The following is a 19,269-nucleotide window of genomic DNA, read 5'->3' as shown; positions in this document are numbered from 1 at the left end:
ATCCTCAGCCGAGGCTTTTTTCTCGAAAGCGATCCGGGCCGTCCACTACTGCATCAATATTTCTTCCGGAACGAGGGGGCCGCAAGTTTGTCTTCTTTAAAGCTATTGGGCAGAAGGGGAATGTCAATTTTCTAGCCAATTTTTGCCTTTAATGCGTTTGGCATATTGCGGTTATGCATCTTGAGATTCTGTTATTCCCCGGTTGAGTTCGATAGGTATTAGATCCAGTGGAGATCATAACGTACTGTTTTTAAGAGTAATTTTGGTGGGTATAAACTCATTGATCGGGATGTAACCCTCGTCAGCCGGGCGTCTCCGGCAATCATTCAGAACCGTTCACACAGTTATACACAAGGTCTGTGGGTAATTAGGCAACGCTGTTTGGGCGCGGGTCTAGGAGGAATCATCGATGAAAGCACCTTGGAAATTCCTGAAGTACCTGCCAATGGCGCGGGGTGTGCTGGCCCGGGGAAGGCTGCCGGTCGTGCTTCTGGCCGTTGCGCGCAAGCGATCAGCCAAGGGCGGCGGTCTGATCAAGGGCCTGCGTGAAGACCTCGGCCTACTGCAGGCGCTCTGCGTAGCGTGGTGGCGAGGCGAGTACAGGGCCATCAGCAAACCTGCTCTGGTCGCTGTGGTTGCTGGTCTGCTGTACTTTCTATCGCCATTGGACGCCATCCCAGATTGGATCCCGGGTCTGGGTTTCGTTGATGATCTAGCCGTCCTGGCTTGGGTCATGCGCAAATGGGCCGATGAACTTCAAGCGTTCCGCGCGTGGAAAGATCGTCAGTCAGCTGATGTGCTGGCAGACATCAACCGTTTGCCTGACCCTGACGAGCCGATGGTAGATGAGGTAGGGCGTGCACGAGGCGCCTAGGTGCGGTACTGGACGCCTGAGTCTGCGGTGCGCTGAACACCGTTGAGCCTTTTCATTCTTTAGTGCGTGATCGTCCGCTAAAAAAAACCGCTCACACTGTTAACATCCCCTTTCATTCACGGGAACAATGAACGGGGTAGCGGATGAGCGTCCAGATCATCATGCGTGACGGTGTGCCTGAATACGCTGTGCTGCCTTGGGACGATTACCAGCGTTTGCTAGGTGCTCAAAGTCCTGGCGCGGCTGTGCCAGCGGCGACCAATTGCCCTGCTGCACTCCCACGGTTCGATGAACTGGCCGTTATCCGGGATAAGAAGGGCATGACCCAGGATGCCCTCGCGCGGTCAGCCGGCATAAGCCCTGTCTATCTGAACCTCATCGAATCCGGCCAGCGCGACCCAGGGGAACCGATACGCCGCGCATTGGCCCGAGCGCTGGAGATCGAGGGATGGGAGCAACAAGCGTGAAGGATGGCGCCCCGTCAGCGCGCATCAGCAGGCAGCACTGGCAGGCTCTGCTTAATGAATTGGCCGATGCTCGACGTCAACATCATCTAGTAACTTATCGCGCATTGGTGGAGCGTCTGCAGCTCCCGGTTCCCGCGATGCAAACCCTTACTGCTGCGCTTGAATACCTGGCGGCGCTTGATGCCCGCGCTGATCGGCCTTTGCGCAGTGCTTTGGTCATAAGCCAGGGTGCGAGCCGATTACCCAAAACTGGATTCTTCGAATGTGCCACACGCCTAGGGCGGTTTTCCGGTCCTGCAGATGGCGCGGCTGCTGCTTCCTGGCACGCCGGCGAAGTAGCGCGCGTGTTCGAGTTTGATTATCCGGAGATTCCCTGATGCTGCATAAAGTACGGGCGCGTGCAGGTTATCTGGCCGCACGCAAATTGATGAGCGCTCGATGGGCGGTCCAGCATCCGAGAATATGGGGTTGGATCGAAGGCCAATTTTCCCGCATGGCCGCGATTGGTGACCCTAAGGCTCAAAGCTTCTACGGCCATATTTTGCTCTTCCGCGGGCAGGGATATGGTGCGCGGCAGGAAGGTATTCGGCTGCTGCGTCTAGCTGCCGAGAAAGGCGATGCCAAGGCCGCTTACCAGATGGGCGTCATCAGCCTTAGCGAGGATGCCACTCACGGACCGGACGGAGCAAAGGCAGCACACTGGTGGACGCTGGCGGTGGAGGCGGGACACCCGTTGGCGGCAACACGACTGGCTCAGCTCTATCTCGCCGGCGGCCACGGCTTGGAGCGAGACGTACAGAAGGCCGAGCATTACAAGGCCAGCGCCGCCAAGCTGGGGCTCTGATCTTCAGCTACATGGAGCGTCGGCTCGACAACGTATAGGCTGTAACCTGGTTTCAGCTTGGCTTGGCGTTTGGCTTCCGACGCAAGCCCGGCCAGCAGCGAAGCGTCCAAGGTGTCTCCAGCCTCGGGCTTCAGCGGAACGGCACCGACTGAGAGAGAGAGCAGGGGATAGCGCTGTGACCCGCCTTGGCGCGCTTCAGCTATGAAGCAGCCTTCAGCCAGATGCTCGCTACGATAAAACCTTCTGCAACGTATCTCGAAGGTATCGAACAACCGCTCGATTCTTGATGACCAATCTTCGGATTCGATGACGAGCATGAAGTCGTCGCCGCCGATGTGTCCGACGAAATCAGCCCCGGAATCGATCAGTTCATTAAGGCACTGCGCCAGGCACAGCAGAATCTCATCGCCCTTTGCGTAACCGTAAAGGTCGTTGAAGGGCTTGAAGTTATCGATGTCCACATAGCAGATGATAGCTTCGCGGCGATGACGCAACAGGCGCGCCAAACATTGCTGAATCGGAACGTTGCCGGGTAATAAGGTCAGTGGGTTTGCATGTTGAGCCTGGCGTACTTTCATTTCGGTAATCAGCTTGAGTACGTCTATCACCCGACCCAGTCCGTGGTAGAGGCCATTGATCGTGATGATGAACTCTTCATCGATGCGTTGGCGGGCTCTGCTGGTCAGTAGCCGGCTGACCTGCTGCAAGGAATGCCCAAGCTCGACCGCGAGAAAATCGCCAGTCATCAGCTTCGCAATTGGTTTGCGAGTCAGCAGATCGGTGGCAAAGGGTTTGAGCAGCGCTTCCGACAGCAGATTTCTGTGAACGATGCCGACGGGCGCGCCCGTTTCGTCAAGCACCGCAACTGAGTTGAGGCTTGGCTGCTGTCGGAACATTGCCAGCACTTCGCCGGCCGGGTGAGTCGTAGCAATCGCAGACTGCTTCAGAACCAAATCAGACAGGCCAGGCTGATCGTCGCTGAGCGAATCCTCGCGAGTGCTGGCGTTTGGCAGCAGAACGCTGGCATCCAAGTGCGCCTGCTCTTCTGGCCGTCCCAGCAGATACCCCTGGACCAGATCGATGCCCATGTCCGCAAGAATCTCAAGCTCTTCACTCAACTCGATGCCTTCTGCGATGACCACGGCGCGCGAAGCTCGGGCGATCTTCATGATCGACTCGACGAATTCGCGTTTGACAGGGTCCCGGTGGATGCCATCAATGAAGTAGCGATCGATCTTTACGTAGTCGGGCCGCAACTCAGACCACATACGCAAGCCGGAATAGCCCGCGCCCAGATCGTCGAGCGCGATGGAGAAACCCATATCACGGTAGTGATGCAGCGCGGCATCCAACAATTCGAAGTCATCGGTGGGGGTTTGCTCGGTCAGCTCGATCACGACGTTGTCCGCCGAGATGTTGTATTTGTGCAGCAGCTCCAACGTGCGCCCCGGCCTGTGGGTGGCGTCTAGCAGCGTCTCCGGAGATACGTTGAGGAACAGTTTGCCTTGCAGCTGCTGCTCGCTATACCGGCGGCATGCGCTTTCACGACAGGTCATTTCCAGCTCGTTCAGGCGACCCGCATGCCGAGCTGCCGCAATGAGATTGATAGGGGAGTGCAGCGAGGTATTGGAGGGGCCACGAGTCAGTGCTTCGTAGCCCAGGATACGGCGTTCGGAAAGCGACACGATGGGCTGAAACAGACTGGTGATGTCGCCGTGAGCAAGGATGTTATCCAACGTGCTCAACTGCTCGGTGACGGTCATGGCGATCTCGTATAGGACGTGAAAGTGCGAAGGGCCGCACAATGGCGGCCCTTCGTATTTCACGACGCTATGATGTCATTTTGATGACAACCCGATGTCTAGCGCCCGTTGCCGCTAGTCTCTGCCATCGCATCATCTAAGCCGAGGTAGTCGAGGAGAATCCGACCACTTTCAGAAAGATACGCGTCGTCTTCAGGTTTGATTTTCTTTTCCTCGATGTGAGGTGTTGTTTCATCTTCACGTTCGAGTTTGGCCAAAGGTTCTTCGCCCTTGGCTTTGCGCAGTGTGTTTTCAAGGGTCAACTGACGCTTCTCGATACGCTCCTGCTGGGCTCGGCGTTTTTCTTCATTGAGGCTGATGGTCGTCTCGTGAGTCAGCTCCTGCGTCAAAGCAAGGCGATCCCGGGTAAAGACGAAATCAGGGTTCTCATTGGTTCGCGCTTCGTGGCGGGCTTTCAGTTCGGCCAGGAATGGTTTGAAGGGGTTCATGTCCGGTGTGATCGCCGCGCGGATACTATCCCAGGGCATCGCTTCAGGCAGAGCGCTTTCGCCGATTTCTTTGGTGTCTACGTCGGCTGGATAGGAGATGTCCGGGATCACGCCCTGATGCTGAGTGCTCTGCCCAGAAACACGGTAGAACTTGGCCAGTGTCAGCTTGAGCTCACCATGGTTGAGCGGCTGCACCGTCTGGACTGTGCCTTTGCCGAACGTCTGGCCGCCCACGATAAGCGCGCGATGATAGTCCTGCATCGCACCCGCGAAGATCTCCGATGCCGAAGCAGAGAGGCGATTGACCAGCACTGCCAGCGGACCTTTGTAAAACGCTCCCTCCTGCTCGTCGGCTAGAACGTCTACGCGGCCATCGCTATTGCGAACCAGAACCGTCGGGCCTTTATCGATGAACAGGCCGGTCAGTTCGGTCGCTTCCTGAAGCGAGCCGCCGCCGTTATTGCGCAGATCGATGACGACGCCATCGACCTCTTCCTTTTCCAGCTCGGTCAGCAGCTTTTTGACGTCGCGGGTGGTGCTTTTATAGTCCTTGTCGCCGGCACGCAACGCCTTGAAGTCCAGATAGAACGCCGGGATCTCGATGACGCCGAGCTTGTAATCGCGACCGTCCTGCTGAAGGTTGAGGACCGATTTCTTGGCCGCTTGCTCCTCGAGTTTTACCGCCTCGCGGGTGATGGCGACTGTCTTGCTGGTCTGATCATTTGGGGCATTGCTGGCCGGGACCACCTCGAGCCGGACAATCGAGCCCTTGGGACCACGAATCAGCTTGACCACTTCATCGAGCCTCCAGCCGATGACATCAACCATTTCTTCATTGTTCTGGCCGACGCCGACAATCTTGTCGGCTGGTGCAATCTGCTTGCTTTTCTCCGCAGGGCCGGCAGGCACCAGGCGCACCACCTTGACGTATTCGTTATCGCTCTGCAGTACGGCACCGATGCCTTCCAGTGAAAGGCTCATGTTGATGTCGAAGTTTTCTGCGTTGTCAGGCGACAGATACTGAGTGTGAGGATCGTAGGACTGGGCGAAGGCGTTGATGTAAGCCTGAAAGACATCTTCCCCTCGCGTCTGCTCAAGCCGCGAGAGCTGATTCTTGTAGCGCTTGATCAGCAATTCTTCGATGGCTTTGGGCTCTTTGCCGGCGATTTTCAGCCGCAGCACTTCGTCCTTGACGCGCTTGCGCCACAGGTCATCGAGTTCCTTTTCGTCTTTGGACCAGGCGGCGTTCTCACGATCGACCAATAGCTCCTCATCGACGGTGAAGTCGAAGCCGTCCACGCCTTTTTCCAGTAAACCCAAGGTGTATTGAAGGCGAGAATGCAGCCGCTCCAAGTGAACTTTGTAGATGGTGAATCCAGGCTCGAGATTGCCATTCTTCAGGAAGTCGTCGAACTGGTTGCGCCACTCCTTGAACTCAGCCAGGTCACTCTCGGTGAAATAGCTGCGCGATGGGTCGAGCATCTTGATGTAGCTGTCGAATATCTTCGCCGAGCGCGCATCATTGAGTGGTGGCTTGTTGTAGTGATGCCGCTTGAGCAACTCAACCACGTTGAGGCTGGCAATCACCTGATCACGGTCAGGCTGCAGATAATCCCAGTGATCGCCTGCCGGCTTTGCGGATGCAGTAGCAACCTGAACGCCGAGCAGCAATGCTACTAGACCAACGGTCAATGATCGTTTGAATTCAAGGGGGCGACTCAGGGCTGTGTAGTAACGCATATTTGGCCATCAAATCAGGCGCCGGCGCAGATTGACCGGCGGGAATAAACCACAGCCCGACGGCACCTGGCGGCATAAAAGCCGTGACGGCAACCACTCCGAGCTGGCGGGGGACCCTTCGCATCACACGATACCGTATCGGTAGTCGACAGGATTAGACCGGGGTATCGCTATTGGTTCGAAATGGAAATATCAGCGGCTTGTGGCCGGCAGTTTGGCGGGCGCAAGTAGGAAGCACTATGGAGGCAGCCTGCAGGCTTTGCAAGGTGGGCGACTGGGCTATCAACGCGCGTTGAATACTGCGCGGTCGAGCCCAGCGTCCCTGCCATCGAGAAGAGTGCTGCATTGGCTGCTGTTGCACTGCTCCGGCAACCGAGATGCCCTGTTTGCGCGCTCGGGTTACCAGGCCTGAACCTGGGCAGCAACGCAGTTGTATCCGGCTTAGGGCAGTTCAGCGCTGGAGTAGAACGCGGTGAGCACTTTGACCAGATGTGCGAGGTCCTGGCTCCCCGCCAGCTCGCGTATGGAGTGCATGCCAAAGGTGGGGAGGCCTATGTCGACGGTGCGTACGCCCAGTTGACTCGCAGTGATAGGGCCGATGGTCGAGCCACAGCCCATATCGCTGCGAGTGACGAAGCTCTGTACTGACACTTCATTCTCAAGGCAGAGATGACGGAAGAATCCCGCTGTTTCGCTACTGGTGGCGTAGCGCTGGTTGCTGTTGACCTTGATCACCGGGCCGGCGTTGAGCTTGGGCCCATGATTGCCGTCATGTTTATCGCTGTAATTGGGGTGCACGGCGTGGGCGTTATCGGCCGAGATCATCAGTGAGCGATTGATGCAGCGTTGGAATGCTTCATCTCCTGGCAGTAAACGGCGCAGCACCTGCTCAAGAAACGGCCCGTCGGCCCCACAGATCGAAGCGGAGCCAACTTCCTCGTGGTCGGTGCAGACCAGCACGCAGGTTTCTTCCGGACCGGCTTTCAAAAGCGCTTGAAGACCGGCAAAGCAGGACAGCAGGTTATCCAGCCGGGCGCCGGCGATGAAGTCGCCATTCAGCCCGATGACGGCTGCACTCTGCGTATCGTAGAAGCTGAGCTCGAAGTCCAGCACCACATCAGCAACCAGGCCATGCTCGCGGCTGAGCTGATCGGCCAATAAAGCCCGGAAATCAGGCCTTTCTTCGCTGGCGACTTGTGCCAGGACGGGTGGCAATTCGGTCTGAGGGTTGATTGCCCAGCCCTGGTTAGCTTCGCGGTTAAGGTGAATAGCCAGGCTAGGAATCACTGCAATCGGAAGCTCGAAGTCGATCAGCTGGCTCTCGATCTTTCCGTCACGGCTATAGGTCACGCGTCCGGCCAGCGACAGGTCACGGTCGAACCAGGGCGCAAGGAGCGCGCCACCGTAGACTTCAACACCGAGCTGCCAGAAGCCTTGGCGCTGCAGCTCCGGCTGCGGTTTTACCCTTAGGCAAGGGCTGTCGGTATGCGCGCCGACCAGGCGCATTCCATGCTCGATCAGCGGCTCAGTGCCGAGTTGGAAGGCGATGATTGCAGAGTCGTTGCGCGTCACGTAGTAACGTCCGCCGGCCTCGGTATGCCAGGTCTCGCCCTCATCAAGCGCTTTGTACCCGGCTGCCTGCAGGGCCTTTGCCAAATTGGCGGTGGCATGAAAAGGGGTGGGGGAGGCTTTGAGGTAATCAATCAAGCCTTGGTTGAGTTCTTCGCGCATGACGAGCTCCAGACTGCGAGGCGTCAAAGTCTATAGCATTCATCGCTGGGGAATAAGCTGAAGGTCCGAAGCTAGCCGGCAGCGCTGGGTGATAACAGGACCGGATTCAATTGCGCTGAGCTACGACCTCGAAAATGTGCCAGTGCTTGAAGTTGCCCACCGCGGTCTTGCTGTCACGCCAGAATCCGCAAAGTTCGAGGTCAAAGCGCATGGGCTGGATTGCCAAGGCGAAGGGCGAGCGCCTTGTGAAGGTTTGGATGAGCCGGTGCGCCGAGAGTCGCCTTGAGGAAATCACGCATCAGAACGGAGCGGGGCAGTCGAAGCGCAGGCGCTCAGTCGTTTGCGGGTGGGTCAGAGAAAGCATGCTGGCGTGCAGGCAGAGTCGGTCGTGCGCAGCCAGCGCCTCGTCATGGGCATAAAGCCGATCGCCCAGCAGCGGGTGACCGATGGAGAGCATGTGCACGCGCAATTGATGGGAGCGACCGGTGATTGGAGTCAACTCGACGCGGCTGAAGTGGCCGCAGCGCTCCATTACTCGCCAGTAGGTCAGGGCGTGCTTGCCCAGCTCATGGTCAACCACGTGTCGGGGTTTGGTCGGCGGGTCGTAGCGAAGGGGTAGATCGATGCTGCCGCTATCCAGTTCGGGCTCGCCCCAACACAACGCTGTATAGGCCTTTTCGGTTTCACGGTCATGGAATTGCCGCGACAGCTCGCGATGGCTGTCGGCGTCACGTGCCAGCACGATAAGGCCAGAAGTTTCCCAGTCCAGCCGGTGGACGATGCGTGCTTCCGGGTAACCATTTTCCTGCAGGCGGGTGACCAGGCAGTCCTTGTTGTCGTCCGCGCGACCGGGGACTGACAAGAGCAGGGTAGGTTTGTTGATCACCAGCAGGGCGGCGTCCTGGTGAACGATCTGGATGTTGCTCAAGGGCATCTACGAATTCCACAAACGACATCGGCGACCGAAGTCGCCGACGATTGGCGCAGCACATGCGAGCCTGCTGCCTGGCCTGATTGTTAACGATCAGGCAGTGTGATGTTCAACTCGAGGATCGAACAGCTGCCCTGATCTTCAAGGGCTACCTGCACCTGATCGCTGTCGATGTTGACGTACTTTCGAATCACCTCGACCAGCTCTTTCTGCAGGGCCGGCAGGTAATCCGGTTGCGTCCGCTGGCCGCGCTCATGAGCGACGATGATCTGCAGGCGTTCCTTCGCGATGTTGGCTGGCGTTTCCTTCTTCTTGCGTTCACGAAAGAAGTCGAGAAGGTTCATTCGCGGCCTCCGAACAGTCGTTGCAGGAAGCCCTGCTTTTTCACGTCGAGGAAGCGATGATTCACTTCCTTGCCCAGCAGCCGATCCACCGCATCGCTGTAAGCCTGACCGGCATCGCTCTGGTCGTCGAGGATGACCGGTACACCCTGGTTGGAGGCTTTCAGTACTGCCTGGGATTCCGGGATCACGCCCAGCAGGCGGATCGAAAGGATTTCTTCGACGTCCTCGACGCCAAGCATTTCGCCTTTAACCACCCGCTCAGGGTTGTAGCGAGTCAGCAGCAGGTGTTCCTTGATCGGCTCGTCGCCGTTTTCGGCGCGGCGGGATTTGCTGGCCAGCAGGCCGAGCATGCGGTCCGAGTCGCGAACCGAGGAGACTTCCGGATTGGTCACGACAATGGCTTCGTCGGCGAAGTACATCGCCAGGTGCGCGCCTTTTTCGATACCGGCTGGCGAGTCGCAGATGACGTACTCGAAGTTCTGCGCCAGTTCGTCGATGACCTTACCGACGCCTTCGAGTGTCAGTGCATCCTTGTCGCGTGTCTGGCTGGCCGCAAGGACGTAAAGGTTTTCGAGACGCTTGTCCTTGATCAGTGCCTGAGTCAGGGTCGCATCGCCCTGAATGACGTTGACGAAGTCATACACCACGCGACGCTCGCAGCCCATGATCAGGTCCAGGTTCCGCAGACCGACGTCGAAGTCGACGATGACGGTCTTGTGGCCGCGCAAGGCGAGGCCGGTACCGATGGCGGCGCTGGAAGTCGTTTTACCAACGCCACCCTTGCCGGAAGTGACTACGAGGATCTTGGCCAAGGTGATTCACCCTAAATATGAAGTCGGGACCGTAGCCGAATCGGCTCACAGTACGCCCGTTTTGGTGCTTGAAAATTCGCGGCAGTATCCGTTAAAGGCGTGTGATGTTCAACACATCGCCGGATAGCCGCATCTGCACGGCTTCGGCCCATAAAGGGTCGCGTCGCAGGTCTTCGGCCACCTTGTAATGCCCGGCAATCGAGACCATTTCAGCAGCCAGCTGCTGGCAGAAAATGCGTGCGTTGGTATCACCCTTGATGCCAGCCAGGGCGCGCCCACGCAGAGGACCGTACACATGGATATTCCCATCGGCGAGAAGTTCCGCGCCTGGGCTGACGGCGGCCAGCACGATCAGGTCGCCATCTCTGGCGTACACCTGCTGGCCACCACGGATCGGAGTGGTTACGACACGGGTCGGGCGATAGACCGGTTCGGTTGGCTTGACGGGTTCGGCAGCGGCTTTACTGCCCAGGTCCAGCTTGCGCTCCTTGGCGCCCGAGGGTGGCAGCACAGGGAGGTCGAGCGCACCAGCCGCTTCGATGATCTGCGCGTCTGCCGAACGCAGCGCCAGAGTCCGCAGACCGCGCTTGCGACACAGCGCGATGAGGGCTTGCAGGTCCAGATCGCAGTCGGCGGGTAGCTTGTCCAGCGCGAGTATCAGCGGGGTGTTGTTGAAGAAGTCCGGCGCCTGCTCGACTTTAACAGCGAGCTGCTGATCGAGGCGCTCCAGGTCGTTCTGCGCCAGTTCCAGCACGGTGATGGCGAGCATGCTGCCCTTGAGCTGGAAAACGGGGGCTTGGTCGAGATGATCGGCTTGGCTCATGGTCTGCCTGCTGCGGTAAATGGCGAGGACTTATAGCGGGGCGGATCGCAGGCTGCAAGTCTTCGCCACGCTATCGGATGGATGCCGCGCATCGTGAGGCAGCCGCATCGGCAGGCGATTTTTGGCTAGAATGCCCGCTTTTATCGGTTCGAGCTTGCTGATGGATCGTCCCCGCTTTAGTAGTGCCTTTCTTCACCCGCGTTTCTGGCCGTTATGGTTGGGCTTTGGGTTGCTGTGGCTGGTGGTGCAACTGCCGTATCGACTGCTCTTGGTCCTTGGGCGCGGACTGGGTGTATTGATGTACCGGTTCGCGCGCTCTCGACGGCATATCGCGCGGCGTAACCTGCAGTTGTGCTTTCCCGAAATGAACGAAAATGAGCGCGAGCGCCTGCTGCGCGCGAATTTCGCCTCGACCGGTATCGCCTTCTTTGAAATGGCGATGAGCTGGTGGTGGCCCAAGTCCCGGTTGCAGCGTTTGGCGCATATCGAGGGTCTCGAACACTTGCAGCGGGCACAGGCCGAGGGGCAGGGCGTGATCTTGATGGCGTTGCACTTCACTACTCTGGAAATCGGGGCGGCTCTGCTCAGCCAACAGCACACCATCGATGGTATGTATCGTGAGCACAAGAACCCGGTATTCGATTTCATCCAACGCCGTGGGCGGGAGCGGCACAACCTCGATGCGAGTGCCATCGAGCGCGAGGATGTCAGGGCCATGCTCAAGGTGTTACGTGCGGGGCGCGCGATCTGGTATGCGCCAGACCAGGATTATGGCCGCAAGCAAAGCCTGTTCGTGCCATGGTTCGGCATCAACGCGGCGACGGTGACGGCAACCACCAAGTTCGCCCGTCTGGGCAGAGCCCGAGTAGTGCCTTACACGCAGGAACGGCTTGGCGATGGGTCTGGTTATAGGCTGGTCATCCATCCGCCGTTGGCCGATTTCCCGGGTGAAAACGAGGAGGCCGACTGCCGCCGGATCAATGATTGGGTTGAGGACGCTGTTCGACAGCATCCCGAGCAGTATCTGTGGGCTCATCGGCGTTTCAAGACTCGCCCGACAGGGGAGCCAAGCCTCTACCGCAAGCGCCCCAAAAAACCCGTCAGTCTGTAAACACGCCTTCGCGGACATCGCGTAGCGCTTGCTCTATCTCATCACGGCTATTCATCACGAATGGCCCGTATTGAACGATCGGCTCGCCAATGGGCCGGCCAGCCAGCAGCAGAACCCGAGCGCCGTTCTCGGATGAAACACGCACCTGGCCGTGTTCCGACAATCTGGCGAGCTGATGCTTGGTAACAGGCTTGCCAGCGACCGAAATCTCTCCTTCGAATACGTAGAGCAGCAACCGGTGACCATCCCGGATCTCCGGCTCGATGGCGCTGCCTGGTGGCAGCTGCAGATCGAAGAGCTGTGGTTCGGTGTCCGGACGTTGGACCGCGCCCGAGAGTTCGACGCCTTCAGCGCTGAAGTGTCCGGCAATGACAACTGCTTCGATGCCACTCGGCAGCCTTGTTCTGGGTATTTCCGCAGGGGCGAAATCCCGGTAATCAGGGTCGTCCAGTTTGCTTTTCGCAGGGAGGTTCAGCCACAGCTGAAAGCCGCGCATCAAACCCTGTTCCTGCTCAGGCATCTCGCTGTGAATGACACCGCGAGCTGCAGTCATCCATTGGACCCCGCCACTTTGCAGCAGGCCGACATTGCCCAGATGATCTTCGTGGCGCATGCGCCCTTCGATCATGTAGGTGACGGTTTCGAAGCCACGATGTGGGTGCGGTGGAAAGCCGGCAATGTATTCGTCAGGGTTATCCGATCCGAATTCATCGAGCATGAGAAAGGGGTCGAAGCGCTCCGGAGCCGCGCCGCCAAACAGCCGGGTAAGGCTGACGCCGGCGCCGTCTGAGGTTGCGCGACCTGTAGTGATGGCAAGAATTTCACGTGTGGGCATGGGCTCGTCCTCATTGCTGATGGACGCAGCTTAAAACGGGTTGCCCGATCGAAGGATGCGAATTCCCTTTGGTTCGTATCGGGCAAACCGATCATTCCTGAATTTGCAGCTCCCGGGCTCGGGTGTAGACGTAGCGGACCTTTTCATATTCGAACGGCGAGTTGAGCTGGCCGTAGCGAAGACTGGTGGTGTGACGGATGTCGATCACTCGCAACGCAGTGAGACCGAACTCGCCACCACTGGCTTCGGCGTAGCTGAAATAGTCCACTTGTCTTTCAACTCCGAAATCCACCGCTTGGCCTGCGGTATCACGCAAGTTCGACGGGCCGAGTGCTGGCAGGATCAGATAGGGGCCGTGAGGCACACCGTAGAAGCCCAGGGTCTGGCCGAAATCCTCCTTTTGGCGCGGCAAGCCCATGTGTGTGGCCGGGTCCCAGATGCCACCGACACCCAGGATGGTGTTGAACAGCAATCGTGCCGTGGTGCTCATGGCGCGCTCGCCCTTGAACTGCGCCACGCTGTTGAACAGCGTGGGTATCTCACCAAGATTGCTGAAGAAATTACTTACGCCGGTGCGCACGATTCGCGGTGTGACATACCGATAACCACGCACTGCCGGCAGCATCACCCATTGATCCAGGCGATAGTTGAAGTAGTACATGCGCCGGTTCAGCGATTCCCAAGGATCGTAGATGTTCAGCGCATCGAAGGTCGCCCGTTCGAACTCTCGTTGATCCAATCCGGGATTGAATTCCAGATTTCGCAGAGGATTGGTGAAACCGTCTTCATCAGCGGTGGTTGTCTGGGCATGAGCAAGGCTGCTGGTAAGCAACAGCACGGCAAGCAGGGATCGTCTAACCACGGAAGAACTCCAGCATGTCGTGGGCGTTGACCCGGTATTCGAGATTGCCGCAATGGCCGCCAAGGGGATAGAGCGTCATCCGGTCTCCAAAGGTGCGGCGCAGGAATCCGAGGTCGCCCGCCCCGAGAATGATGTCGTCAGCGTTGTGCATGACGCCAATCTTCGGGCTGTCCCGGAGATAGTCCTCCAGCGCGTACAGGCTTACCTGCTCGATCAGCTGGGCCATGCTTCCGCCATCCTGTTGTGCGCGCCACATGGGTATCAGCTGCTCGGTGATGTAGCAGTCGAAGTCACAGAGCAACGCGCGCCGGAAGAACGGCTCGAGACTGGTCCCTTCGTTGATCGGATAATCAGGCGGGACAATCAGACCACGGCGGTTTATCAAGTCGGACGTGAACGCGATATCTGCCGCGGAGAATCGAAACACCGAGCCGATCAGCATGGCCATCTGTTCGTCAGTCAGGCGCAGCGCAGACTGCTGGAAGTCGAACAGCATCGCTTCGTCCAGGTTGATCGCTCCCTGCTGACGGTAGTAGCGAGTGAGCTTTTCCAGGATGACTTCATAAAAGGTGGTGGTGCTGTCGATGGCTTCGACGCGTGTCTGGACCAGCTTGTCGAGATTCTGAATCGAGGTGTAGAGGTTGACTGGCGGGTTGATCATCAGCACCCGCTTGAAATTGAAGCTCTGGCGTGTCTCGTCCAGCTTGCTGACAAATGCGGCGTTGAGCGCACCAAGGCTGTAGCCCGTCAGGTTGAACTCTGTGACGGGCAGGTCGTGATGCTGCGCCCGGATTGCTTGCATCACTCGATAGAGATCCTTGGCATCATCCGGGCTGTAGCCAGGCGTGCCGTAGCGCGAGGCGGCGGCGATGAAGTCGAAGCTGGTCGGTGAGGACAGCTGAACCACGTGGTAACCGGCACCATAATAAAGACGCTTGAGTGACTCGGTCTTGCCAGACGAGAAGCTAGCTCCCGTTCCAGAAATGATGAACATCAGCGGGGCTGGACCCGGTTGCTTCGCCAAACGATACGTCAGCCGTTTCACAGCCCAGAAGTTTTCCGGCAGGATGAATTCACGTTCTGGTCGAAGCCGCAGGCTGTAGTCAGCCTGGTCGATATCGTCGTCGAGCGGGACCTCGGCACGCAATTCGGTGGGCGTCGTGGCGATGGTCGCCTCGAAGGGGTTGGTCAAGGGGTAGCCATACTGCTCGGCGCTGATGTCTGCGGCATGGGCAGGCGCTACGATCAGGGCCAGCAGCGCGGTCAGGCACAGCAGCTGTCGCATGTTGGATAACTCTCTAAGGAAACGCGTCGGGGACGGCAAAATCATGGTACCTGGGTGCGACTCTGATAATGGTAGTGCCGGTAAACCATAGCCGCCGACGTGTAACTCGAGCCATGTACGTGCGTTCGAGTGATGCGTGCTGATCGGATATTGAACCCGGTATTGAGGCGTAGAGTGCCTAAGATCAACTGCTCGGCGCCTACCTGCTTAGTAGCTCAGTTCGCCGTTTTTCGCGGTTTGCCCGTCGGGGACGCACCGCGCAGCGAGCCCTTTATTCGTCCCGAGCATGAGGCTTGGGCGAATAGTGGAAGCACCGCGGGGTCTACTGGTCCATCATTGACCACAAGCAAGGCTGCTGGTTGCGTTTCGGAGGTCGCTCAGTCGACGATGTGCGCTGCGTCACGCTTTGGTTGCCGCGGGCAGCAGCCTCACGACCTATTGCTACAGCGGACCTCCTCCAGTTCGCCTCCGTTCTTTCCCGGCATTCAATCCGGATGCCCCTGCGTCGAGTTTGACGTCCCGATCATTTATGCGGAGTTCTACTCGATGCGTCTTGCCCACTTCATTCTCAATAATCTCGAACCCATCCTGCAGGCCTGGGAGGACTTCGCCAAGTCGATCGTGCCTGCATCCACCACCATGAACTCCATCGAGCTGCGCGACCATGCCGAACAGATGCTCAGGGCGATTGCTGACGACATGGGCACTGAGCAGACTGCTGCGGAACAAGTCGACAAGTCCAAGGGGGACGCTCCTGAGCTGGCGGGCGAAACCGCCGCCCAGACCCACGCAGTTACGCGTCTGATGGCTGGATTCACCCTGGACCAGATGGTCTCGGAGTATCGTGCGTTGCGCTCCAGCGTGCTGATGCAGTGGCTGAGTCAGATCAAGAGCGGGACGGATTTCGAAGTCGAGGACATGACCCGTTTCAACGAAGCCATCGATCAGGCGCTAGCGGAGTCAATCGCGCGCTACTCGGAGACGGTCACTGCGTCGCGCAACATTTTTCTGGGCATCCTCGGTCACGATTTACGGACTCCGCTGGGGGCTATTTTGCTCGGCTCCGAAGTGTTGCTGCTCGCTGAGGATCTGGGCCCTCGCCCCACCAAGATCGCATCGCGCATTTATACCAGCGTCAAACGCGCCAACAAGATTGTCAGCGATCTACTCGACTTCACCCGCTCGCAGATTGGCGCAGGTATTCCCGTGCAGCGCGTTCCCACTAACCTGGTAACCGTCTGTGAAAGCATGGTCGAAGAAGTTCGGGCCTATCACCCGGAGTGTGAAATCATCTTCGAGCCGAGCGGGGAGCTGGTCGGCCAATTTGATGCGGCTCGGATGGAACAGGTGTTCTCGAACCTGATCGGCAATGCGGTTCAGCATAGTCGCGACGCTTCACCGATCCGAGTCAGTCTTCTGGTCGATCATGGTCATGCGGTGTTTTCAGTGCACAACCAGGGTGAGCCGATCGCGGAGGAGGCTATCGCTTATATCTTCAATCCGTTGAGTCGGCATTCCCAATACGCAACGGATGAACGAGGACCCAGCGCCGGACTTGGCCTCGGGCTGTATATCGCCGGCGAGATAGTCGCGGCGCATAGCGGCCGTATCGACGTGAAGTCCAAGGCCAGCTTCGGCACCGTTTTCACGGTCACCTTGCCCCTCACATCACCGGTGATCGGCCCCGACGCATGATGACGACAGGGTCACTCGGCCCTCATCGCTACGCCTGGTGGTGCAGCCAGGCGTGCGCGGGAATCGGCTCTCCCGGCGCCTGACGCTTGTCCAGGCGCTGCCAGATCTTTTCGTGAAAATAGAAGCCCACCGAATTGCACAGCGGTTCGATAGCCGCTACCAAGCCGCCGGCTGCGAGGCTGCCGGTCAGCGCGTAGGTGACCGCAAAAGCAATACAGAAATGCATCAGTGTGAACGTCACGGTCTTGGTCATAGCGGTGCCTCTGGAATTCACTCGAGAATTATTCTCTGTTGAGATGGAGTCTCGTCCGTATCCGGCGGCATTGAAAATCGCCTTACTCCATGGCTTACATTGAGCGAACCTATGTTGCTCAAATTCTCCACGAATGCGTCTAGACCGGCCGTTTCGGCAAATAAAAACCAGACCATGGTCGAGTGGTGTTCGGTCAACCTGCCTCTAAAGTAGCCGCCTCGTCCGCAACAGCGGATCTGCGAACTGTGGAGGTGGCTAATGCAGAACGAAGAAATTTACCGGCGTATCTATGCTGATCCGCGATTTCAGGAGCTGGTAGCGAAGCGCGGTCGGTTCGCCTGGCTGCTTTCGGCGGTCATGCTCGGCGCCTACCTCGCGTTCATTCTGCTGATCGCATTCGAACCCTCGATTCTCGGCATTCCGCTGGGCACCGATACCGTTACCACATGGGGGATTCCGGTGGGGGTCGGTGTGATCTTCATGGCATTCATTCTGACGGGCGTCTATGTCCAGCGAGCCAATGGCGAATTCGATCGCATCAACCAGGAAATCCTAAGCGAGGCTCAGCAATAATGATCATGCGTCTTCTGATGGCAGCCGTTGTGCTGGTTGCCTCCCCCTCGTTGCTTGCAGATGCCATCACTGGCGAGGTCGAGAAGCAGGCCACGAACTACACCGCAATCATCATGTTCGTGGCGTTCATCGTTTTCACCATGGGTATCACCAAGTGGGCGGCCAAGCGCAACACGTCCACCTCCGACTATTACACCGCGGGCGGCAGCATTACCGGATTCCAGAACGGTCTGGCGATCGCCGGTGACTTCATGTCCGCGGCGTCCTTTCTGGGTATTTCGGCGCTGGTTTACACCAGTGGTTACGACGGCCTCATTTATTCCATCGGCTTTCTGGTCGGTTGGCCGATCATCCTGTTTCTGATGGCCGAGCGACTGCGCAATCTGGGCAAGTTCACCTTTTCCGATGTGGCCTCTTACCGCCTGGGTCAGACCCAGATCCGCATCCTGTCGGCCTTCGGCTCGCTGATCGTGGTGGCCTTTTACCTGATCGCGCAGATGGTCGGTGCCGGCAAGCTGATCCAGCTGCTGTTCGGTCTCGACTATTACGTAGCCGTGGTGCTGGTTGGCGTGCTCATGGTCATGTACGTGCTGTTCGGCGGCATGCTGGCGACTACCTGGGTGCAGATCATCAAGGCGGTTCTGCTGCTGTCCGGTGCGACCTTCATGGCGGTCATGGTCATGAAGGCCGTTAACTTCGATTTCGGCAGCCTCTTTGCCGAAGCGGTGAGCATCCACGAGAAGGGTGCCGCGATCATGAGTCCGGGTGGCTTGGTATCGGACCCGATCTCCGCGATCTCCCTGGGTCTGGCGCTGATGTTCGGTACTGCCGGGTTACCGCACATCCTGATGCGCTTCTTCACCGTTGCCGACGCCAAGGAAGCACGCAAGAGCGTGTTCTACGCGACAGGGTTCATTGGTTACTTCTACATACTGACGTTCATCATCGGCTTTGGCGCCATTCTGCTGGTGAGCACCAATCCGGAATTCAAGGATGCGGCCGGCGCCATCATTGGCGGTACCAACATGGTGGCGATCCACCTGGCCAGTGCCGTGGGTGGCAACCTGTTCCTTGGGTTCATTTCCGCCGTGGCGTTCGCGACGATCCTCGCTGTGGTTGCGGGGCTGACTCTGGCGGGCGCGTCCGCTGTCTCACATGACCTCTATGCCTGTGTGATCAAGAAGGGCAAGGCAAAAGAAGAGGACGAGATGCGCGTCACCAAGATCACCACCCTGAGTCTGGGTGTAGTGGCAATCCTGCTGGGCATCATCTTTGAAAAGCAGAACATCGCCTTCATGGTTGGCCTGGCGTTCTCGATTGCTGCCAGCTGCAACTTCCCGGTGTTGTTCCTTTCGATGTACTGGAAAGGGCTGAGCACCCGCGGCGCGCTGGTTGGTGGTTCGCTGGGTCTGGCCACCGCGCTGATCCTGACCGTCATCAGCCCTACGGTATGGGTAGATGTGTTCGGGTATGCCGAAGCCATCTTCCCCTACAAGTATCCGGCGCTGTTCTCGATGATCGTGGCGTTCGCCGGGATCTGGTTCTTCTCGGTCACTGACAAGTCAAAGTCTGCTGGTCTGGAGCGGGAGCGTTTCTTCTCCCAATTCGTTCGTTCGCAAACGGGGCTAGGTTCCAGCGGGGCGGTTGCTCACTGACCTGTTCGCACGGAAGACGGTAGACAAAGGGCAGCCCAGGGGCTGCCCTTTTTTTTGCGCAAACGAGCCCCACGGATGGCGACCAGGGCGTTAAATCGGGCGCGAGACATGACCGTCATTCAGCATTTCGATAGAGGCCGGAGCCCATGCCGGCTTTCGCTAGACTCGAGGCAACTCAACGAA

The 19,269-nt window shown here is 58.2% G+C and carries 19 protein-coding genes; 8 read left to right on the top strand and 11 right to left on the bottom strand.

Annotated elements, in window-relative coordinates; all coding sequences use genetic code 11:
• Positions 1–409: 409 nt before the first annotated feature.
• The 4 genes from NA619_RS13690 (at position 410) to NA619_RS13675 (ending at position 2,185) form a co-directional block, all read left to right on the top strand.
• Positions 410–874 carry a YkvA family protein gene (locus tag NA619_RS13690; RefSeq protein ID WP_255962401.1) on the top strand — a complete coding sequence of 155 codons (465 nt, stop codon included), beginning with the start codon at positions 410–412 and terminating at the stop codon, positions 872–874.
• A 143-nt stretch (positions 875–1,017) separates the two neighbouring features.
• Positions 1,018–1,341, top strand: coding sequence for a helix-turn-helix domain-containing protein (locus tag NA619_RS13685; RefSeq protein ID WP_255962400.1), 324 nt, complete (start codon positions 1,018–1,020; stop codon positions 1,339–1,341).
• Entirely contained in the window at positions 1,323–1,718 is a 396-nt protein-coding gene (locus NA619_RS13680; protein ID WP_255962399.1) for a hypothetical protein, read from the top strand. Before NA619_RS13685 ends, NA619_RS13680 begins: the two co-directional genes overlap by 19 nt.
• Complete coding sequence (locus tag NA619_RS13675; RefSeq protein WP_255962398.1) at positions 1,718–2,185, top strand: tetratricopeptide repeat protein; 468 nt, start codon at positions 1,718–1,720, stop codon at positions 2,183–2,185. The genes NA619_RS13680 and NA619_RS13675 overlap by 1 nt, the downstream gene beginning before the upstream one ends.
• Here the strand turns inward: NA619_RS13675 and NA619_RS13670 are convergent.
• The 7 genes from NA619_RS13670 to minC all read right to left on the bottom strand — a co-directional run bounded on the left by NA619_RS13670 (position 2,152) and on the right by minC (position 10,817).
• Entirely contained in the window at positions 2,152–3,948 is a 1,797-nt protein-coding gene (locus NA619_RS13670) for a bifunctional diguanylate cyclase/phosphodiesterase (RefSeq protein WP_255962397.1), read from the bottom strand. The two genes, NA619_RS13675 and NA619_RS13670, sit on opposite strands and share 34 nt — an antisense overlap.
• A gap of 98 nt (positions 3,949–4,046) precedes the next feature.
• Positions 4,047–6,176, bottom strand: a complete 2,130-nt coding sequence (locus NA619_RS13665) for a carboxy terminal-processing peptidase (RefSeq protein ID WP_255962396.1) — start codon at positions 6,174–6,176, stop codon at positions 4,047–4,049.
• 441 nt (positions 6,177–6,617) lie between these two features.
• Entirely contained in the window at positions 6,618–7,907 is a 1,290-nt protein-coding gene (locus NA619_RS13660) for a M18 family aminopeptidase (protein ID WP_255962395.1), read from the bottom strand.
• Between the two features lie 298 nt (positions 7,908–8,205).
• Entirely contained in the window at positions 8,206–8,841 is a 636-nt protein-coding gene (locus NA619_RS13655; RefSeq protein ID WP_255962394.1) for an RluA family pseudouridine synthase, read from the bottom strand.
• 83 nt (positions 8,842–8,924) lie between these two features.
• The gene (gene minE, locus NA619_RS13650; protein ID WP_019341568.1) at positions 8,925–9,182 is read right to left on the bottom strand and encodes a cell division topological specificity factor MinE; all 258 of its coding nucleotides are present in this window, start codon (positions 9,180–9,182) and stop codon (positions 8,925–8,927) included.
• Complete coding sequence (gene minD, locus NA619_RS13645) at positions 9,179–9,994, bottom strand: septum site-determining protein MinD (RefSeq protein WP_255962393.1); 816 nt, start codon at positions 9,992–9,994, stop codon at positions 9,179–9,181. The genes minE and minD overlap by 4 nt, the downstream gene beginning before the upstream one ends.
• 91 nt (positions 9,995–10,085) lie before the next feature.
• Positions 10,086–10,817 carry a septum site-determining protein MinC gene (gene minC, locus NA619_RS13640; protein ID WP_255962392.1) on the bottom strand — a complete coding sequence of 244 codons (732 nt, stop codon included), beginning with the start codon at positions 10,815–10,817 and terminating at the stop codon, positions 10,086–10,088.
• A 160-nt stretch (positions 10,818–10,977) separates the two neighbouring features.
• Between minC and NA619_RS13635 the strand changes: the two genes are divergently transcribed.
• Positions 10,978–11,928 (top strand): lipid A biosynthesis lauroyl acyltransferase, encoded by a 951-nt coding sequence (locus NA619_RS13635; protein WP_255962391.1) that lies wholly within the window; start codon positions 10,978–10,980, stop codon positions 11,926–11,928.
• On the opposite strand, the gene NA619_RS13630 is transcribed toward NA619_RS13635, so the two are convergent.
• The 3 genes from NA619_RS13630 to NA619_RS13620 all read right to left on the bottom strand — a co-directional run bounded on the left by NA619_RS13630 (position 11,918) and on the right by NA619_RS13620 (position 14,910).
• The gene (locus tag NA619_RS13630; protein WP_255962390.1) at positions 11,918–12,763 is read right to left on the bottom strand and encodes a pirin family protein; all 846 of its coding nucleotides are present in this window, start codon (positions 12,761–12,763) and stop codon (positions 11,918–11,920) included. The genes NA619_RS13635 and NA619_RS13630 overlap by 11 nt on opposite strands.
• Positions 12,764–12,854: 91 nt before the next feature.
• Positions 12,855–13,610, bottom strand: a complete 756-nt coding sequence (locus NA619_RS13625; RefSeq protein ID WP_255962480.1) for an MlaA family lipoprotein — start codon at positions 13,608–13,610, stop codon at positions 12,855–12,857.
• Positions 13,611–13,617: 7 nt separating this feature from the next.
• Entirely contained in the window at positions 13,618–14,910 is a 1,293-nt protein-coding gene (locus NA619_RS13620) for a serine/threonine protein kinase (protein WP_255962389.1), read from the bottom strand.
• A gap of 546 nt (positions 14,911–15,456) precedes the next feature.
• Between NA619_RS13620 and NA619_RS13615 the strand changes: the two genes are divergently transcribed.
• Positions 15,457–16,605 (top strand): sensor histidine kinase, encoded by a 1,149-nt coding sequence (locus NA619_RS13615; RefSeq protein WP_255962388.1) that lies wholly within the window; start codon positions 15,457–15,459, stop codon positions 16,603–16,605.
• Between the two features lie 28 nt (positions 16,606–16,633).
• Here NA619_RS13615 and NA619_RS13610 read toward each other — a convergent pair whose 3' ends face one another.
• Positions 16,634–16,858, bottom strand: a complete 225-nt coding sequence (locus NA619_RS13610) for a DUF2061 domain-containing protein (protein ID WP_255962387.1) — start codon at positions 16,856–16,858, stop codon at positions 16,634–16,636.
• Positions 16,859–17,116: 258 nt separating this feature from the next.
• On the opposite strand from NA619_RS13610, the gene NA619_RS13605 reads away from it, so the two are divergent.
• Both NA619_RS13605 and NA619_RS13600 read left to right on the top strand, forming a co-directional pair.
• Positions 17,117–17,431, top strand: coding sequence for a DUF485 domain-containing protein (locus tag NA619_RS13605; RefSeq protein WP_255962386.1), 315 nt, complete (start codon positions 17,117–17,119; stop codon positions 17,429–17,431).
• On the top strand, positions 17,431–19,086 hold the full coding sequence (locus NA619_RS13600; protein ID WP_255962385.1) for a cation acetate symporter: 1,656 nt from the start codon (positions 17,431–17,433) through the stop codon (positions 19,084–19,086). Before NA619_RS13605 ends, NA619_RS13600 begins: the two co-directional genes overlap by 1 nt.
• Positions 19,087–19,269: the final 183 nt, after the last annotated feature.

The organism is Stutzerimonas stutzeri (genome assembly GCF_024448895.1).
Lineage (GTDB): Bacteria > Pseudomonadota > Gammaproteobacteria > Pseudomonadales > Pseudomonadaceae > Stutzerimonas > Stutzerimonas stutzeri_Q.
The sequence above is the reverse complement of the archived record's forward strand: the minus strand, read 5'-3'. Positions and strand labels throughout refer to the sequence as shown.

Coding starts and splice junctions, on each gene's coding strand:
- NA619_RS13690 (WP_255962401.1), top strand. CDS start 410: ATGAAAGCACCTTGGAAATTCCTGAAGTACCTGCCAATGGCGCGGGGT.
- NA619_RS13685 (WP_255962400.1), top strand. CDS start 1,018: ATGAGCGTCCAGATCATCATGCGTGACGGTGTGCCTGAATACGCTGTG.
- NA619_RS13680 (WP_255962399.1), top strand. CDS start 1,323: ATGGGAGCAACAAGCGTGAAGGATGGCGCCCCGTCAGCGCGCATCAGC.
- NA619_RS13675 (WP_255962398.1), top strand. CDS start 1,718: ATGCTGCATAAAGTACGGGCGCGTGCAGGTTATCTGGCCGCACGCAAA.
- NA619_RS13670 (WP_255962397.1), bottom strand. CDS start 3,948: ATGACCGTCACCGAGCAGTTGAGCACGTTGGATAACATCCTTGCTCAC.
- NA619_RS13665 (WP_255962396.1), bottom strand. CDS start 6,176: ATGCGTTACTACACAGCCCTGAGTCGCCCCCTTGAATTCAAACGATCA.
- NA619_RS13660 (WP_255962395.1), bottom strand. CDS start 7,907: ATGCGCGAAGAACTCAACCAAGGCTTGATTGATTACCTCAAAGCCTCC.
- NA619_RS13655 (WP_255962394.1), bottom strand. CDS start 8,841: ATGCCCTTGAGCAACATCCAGATCGTTCACCAGGACGCCGCCCTGCTG.
- minE (WP_019341568.1), bottom strand. CDS start 9,182: ATGAACCTTCTCGACTTCTTTCGTGAACGCAAGAAGAAGGAAACGCCA.
- minC (WP_255962392.1), bottom strand. CDS start 10,817: ATGAGCCAAGCCGATCATCTCGACCAAGCCCCCGTTTTCCAGCTCAAG.
- NA619_RS13635 (WP_255962391.1), top strand. CDS start 10,978: ATGGATCGTCCCCGCTTTAGTAGTGCCTTTCTTCACCCGCGTTTCTGG.
- NA619_RS13630 (WP_255962390.1), bottom strand. CDS start 12,763: ATGCCCACACGTGAAATTCTTGCCATCACTACAGGTCGCGCAACCTCA.
- NA619_RS13620 (WP_255962389.1), bottom strand. CDS start 14,910: ATGCGACAGCTGCTGTGCCTGACCGCGCTGCTGGCCCTGATCGTAGCG.
- NA619_RS13615 (WP_255962388.1), top strand. CDS start 15,457: ATGCGTCTTGCCCACTTCATTCTCAATAATCTCGAACCCATCCTGCAG.
- NA619_RS13610 (WP_255962387.1), bottom strand. CDS start 16,858: ATGACCAAGACCGTGACGTTCACACTGATGCATTTCTGTATTGCTTTT.
- NA619_RS13605 (WP_255962386.1), top strand. CDS start 17,117: ATGCAGAACGAAGAAATTTACCGGCGTATCTATGCTGATCCGCGATTT.
- NA619_RS13600 (WP_255962385.1), top strand. CDS start 17,431: ATGATCATGCGTCTTCTGATGGCAGCCGTTGTGCTGGTTGCCTCCCCC.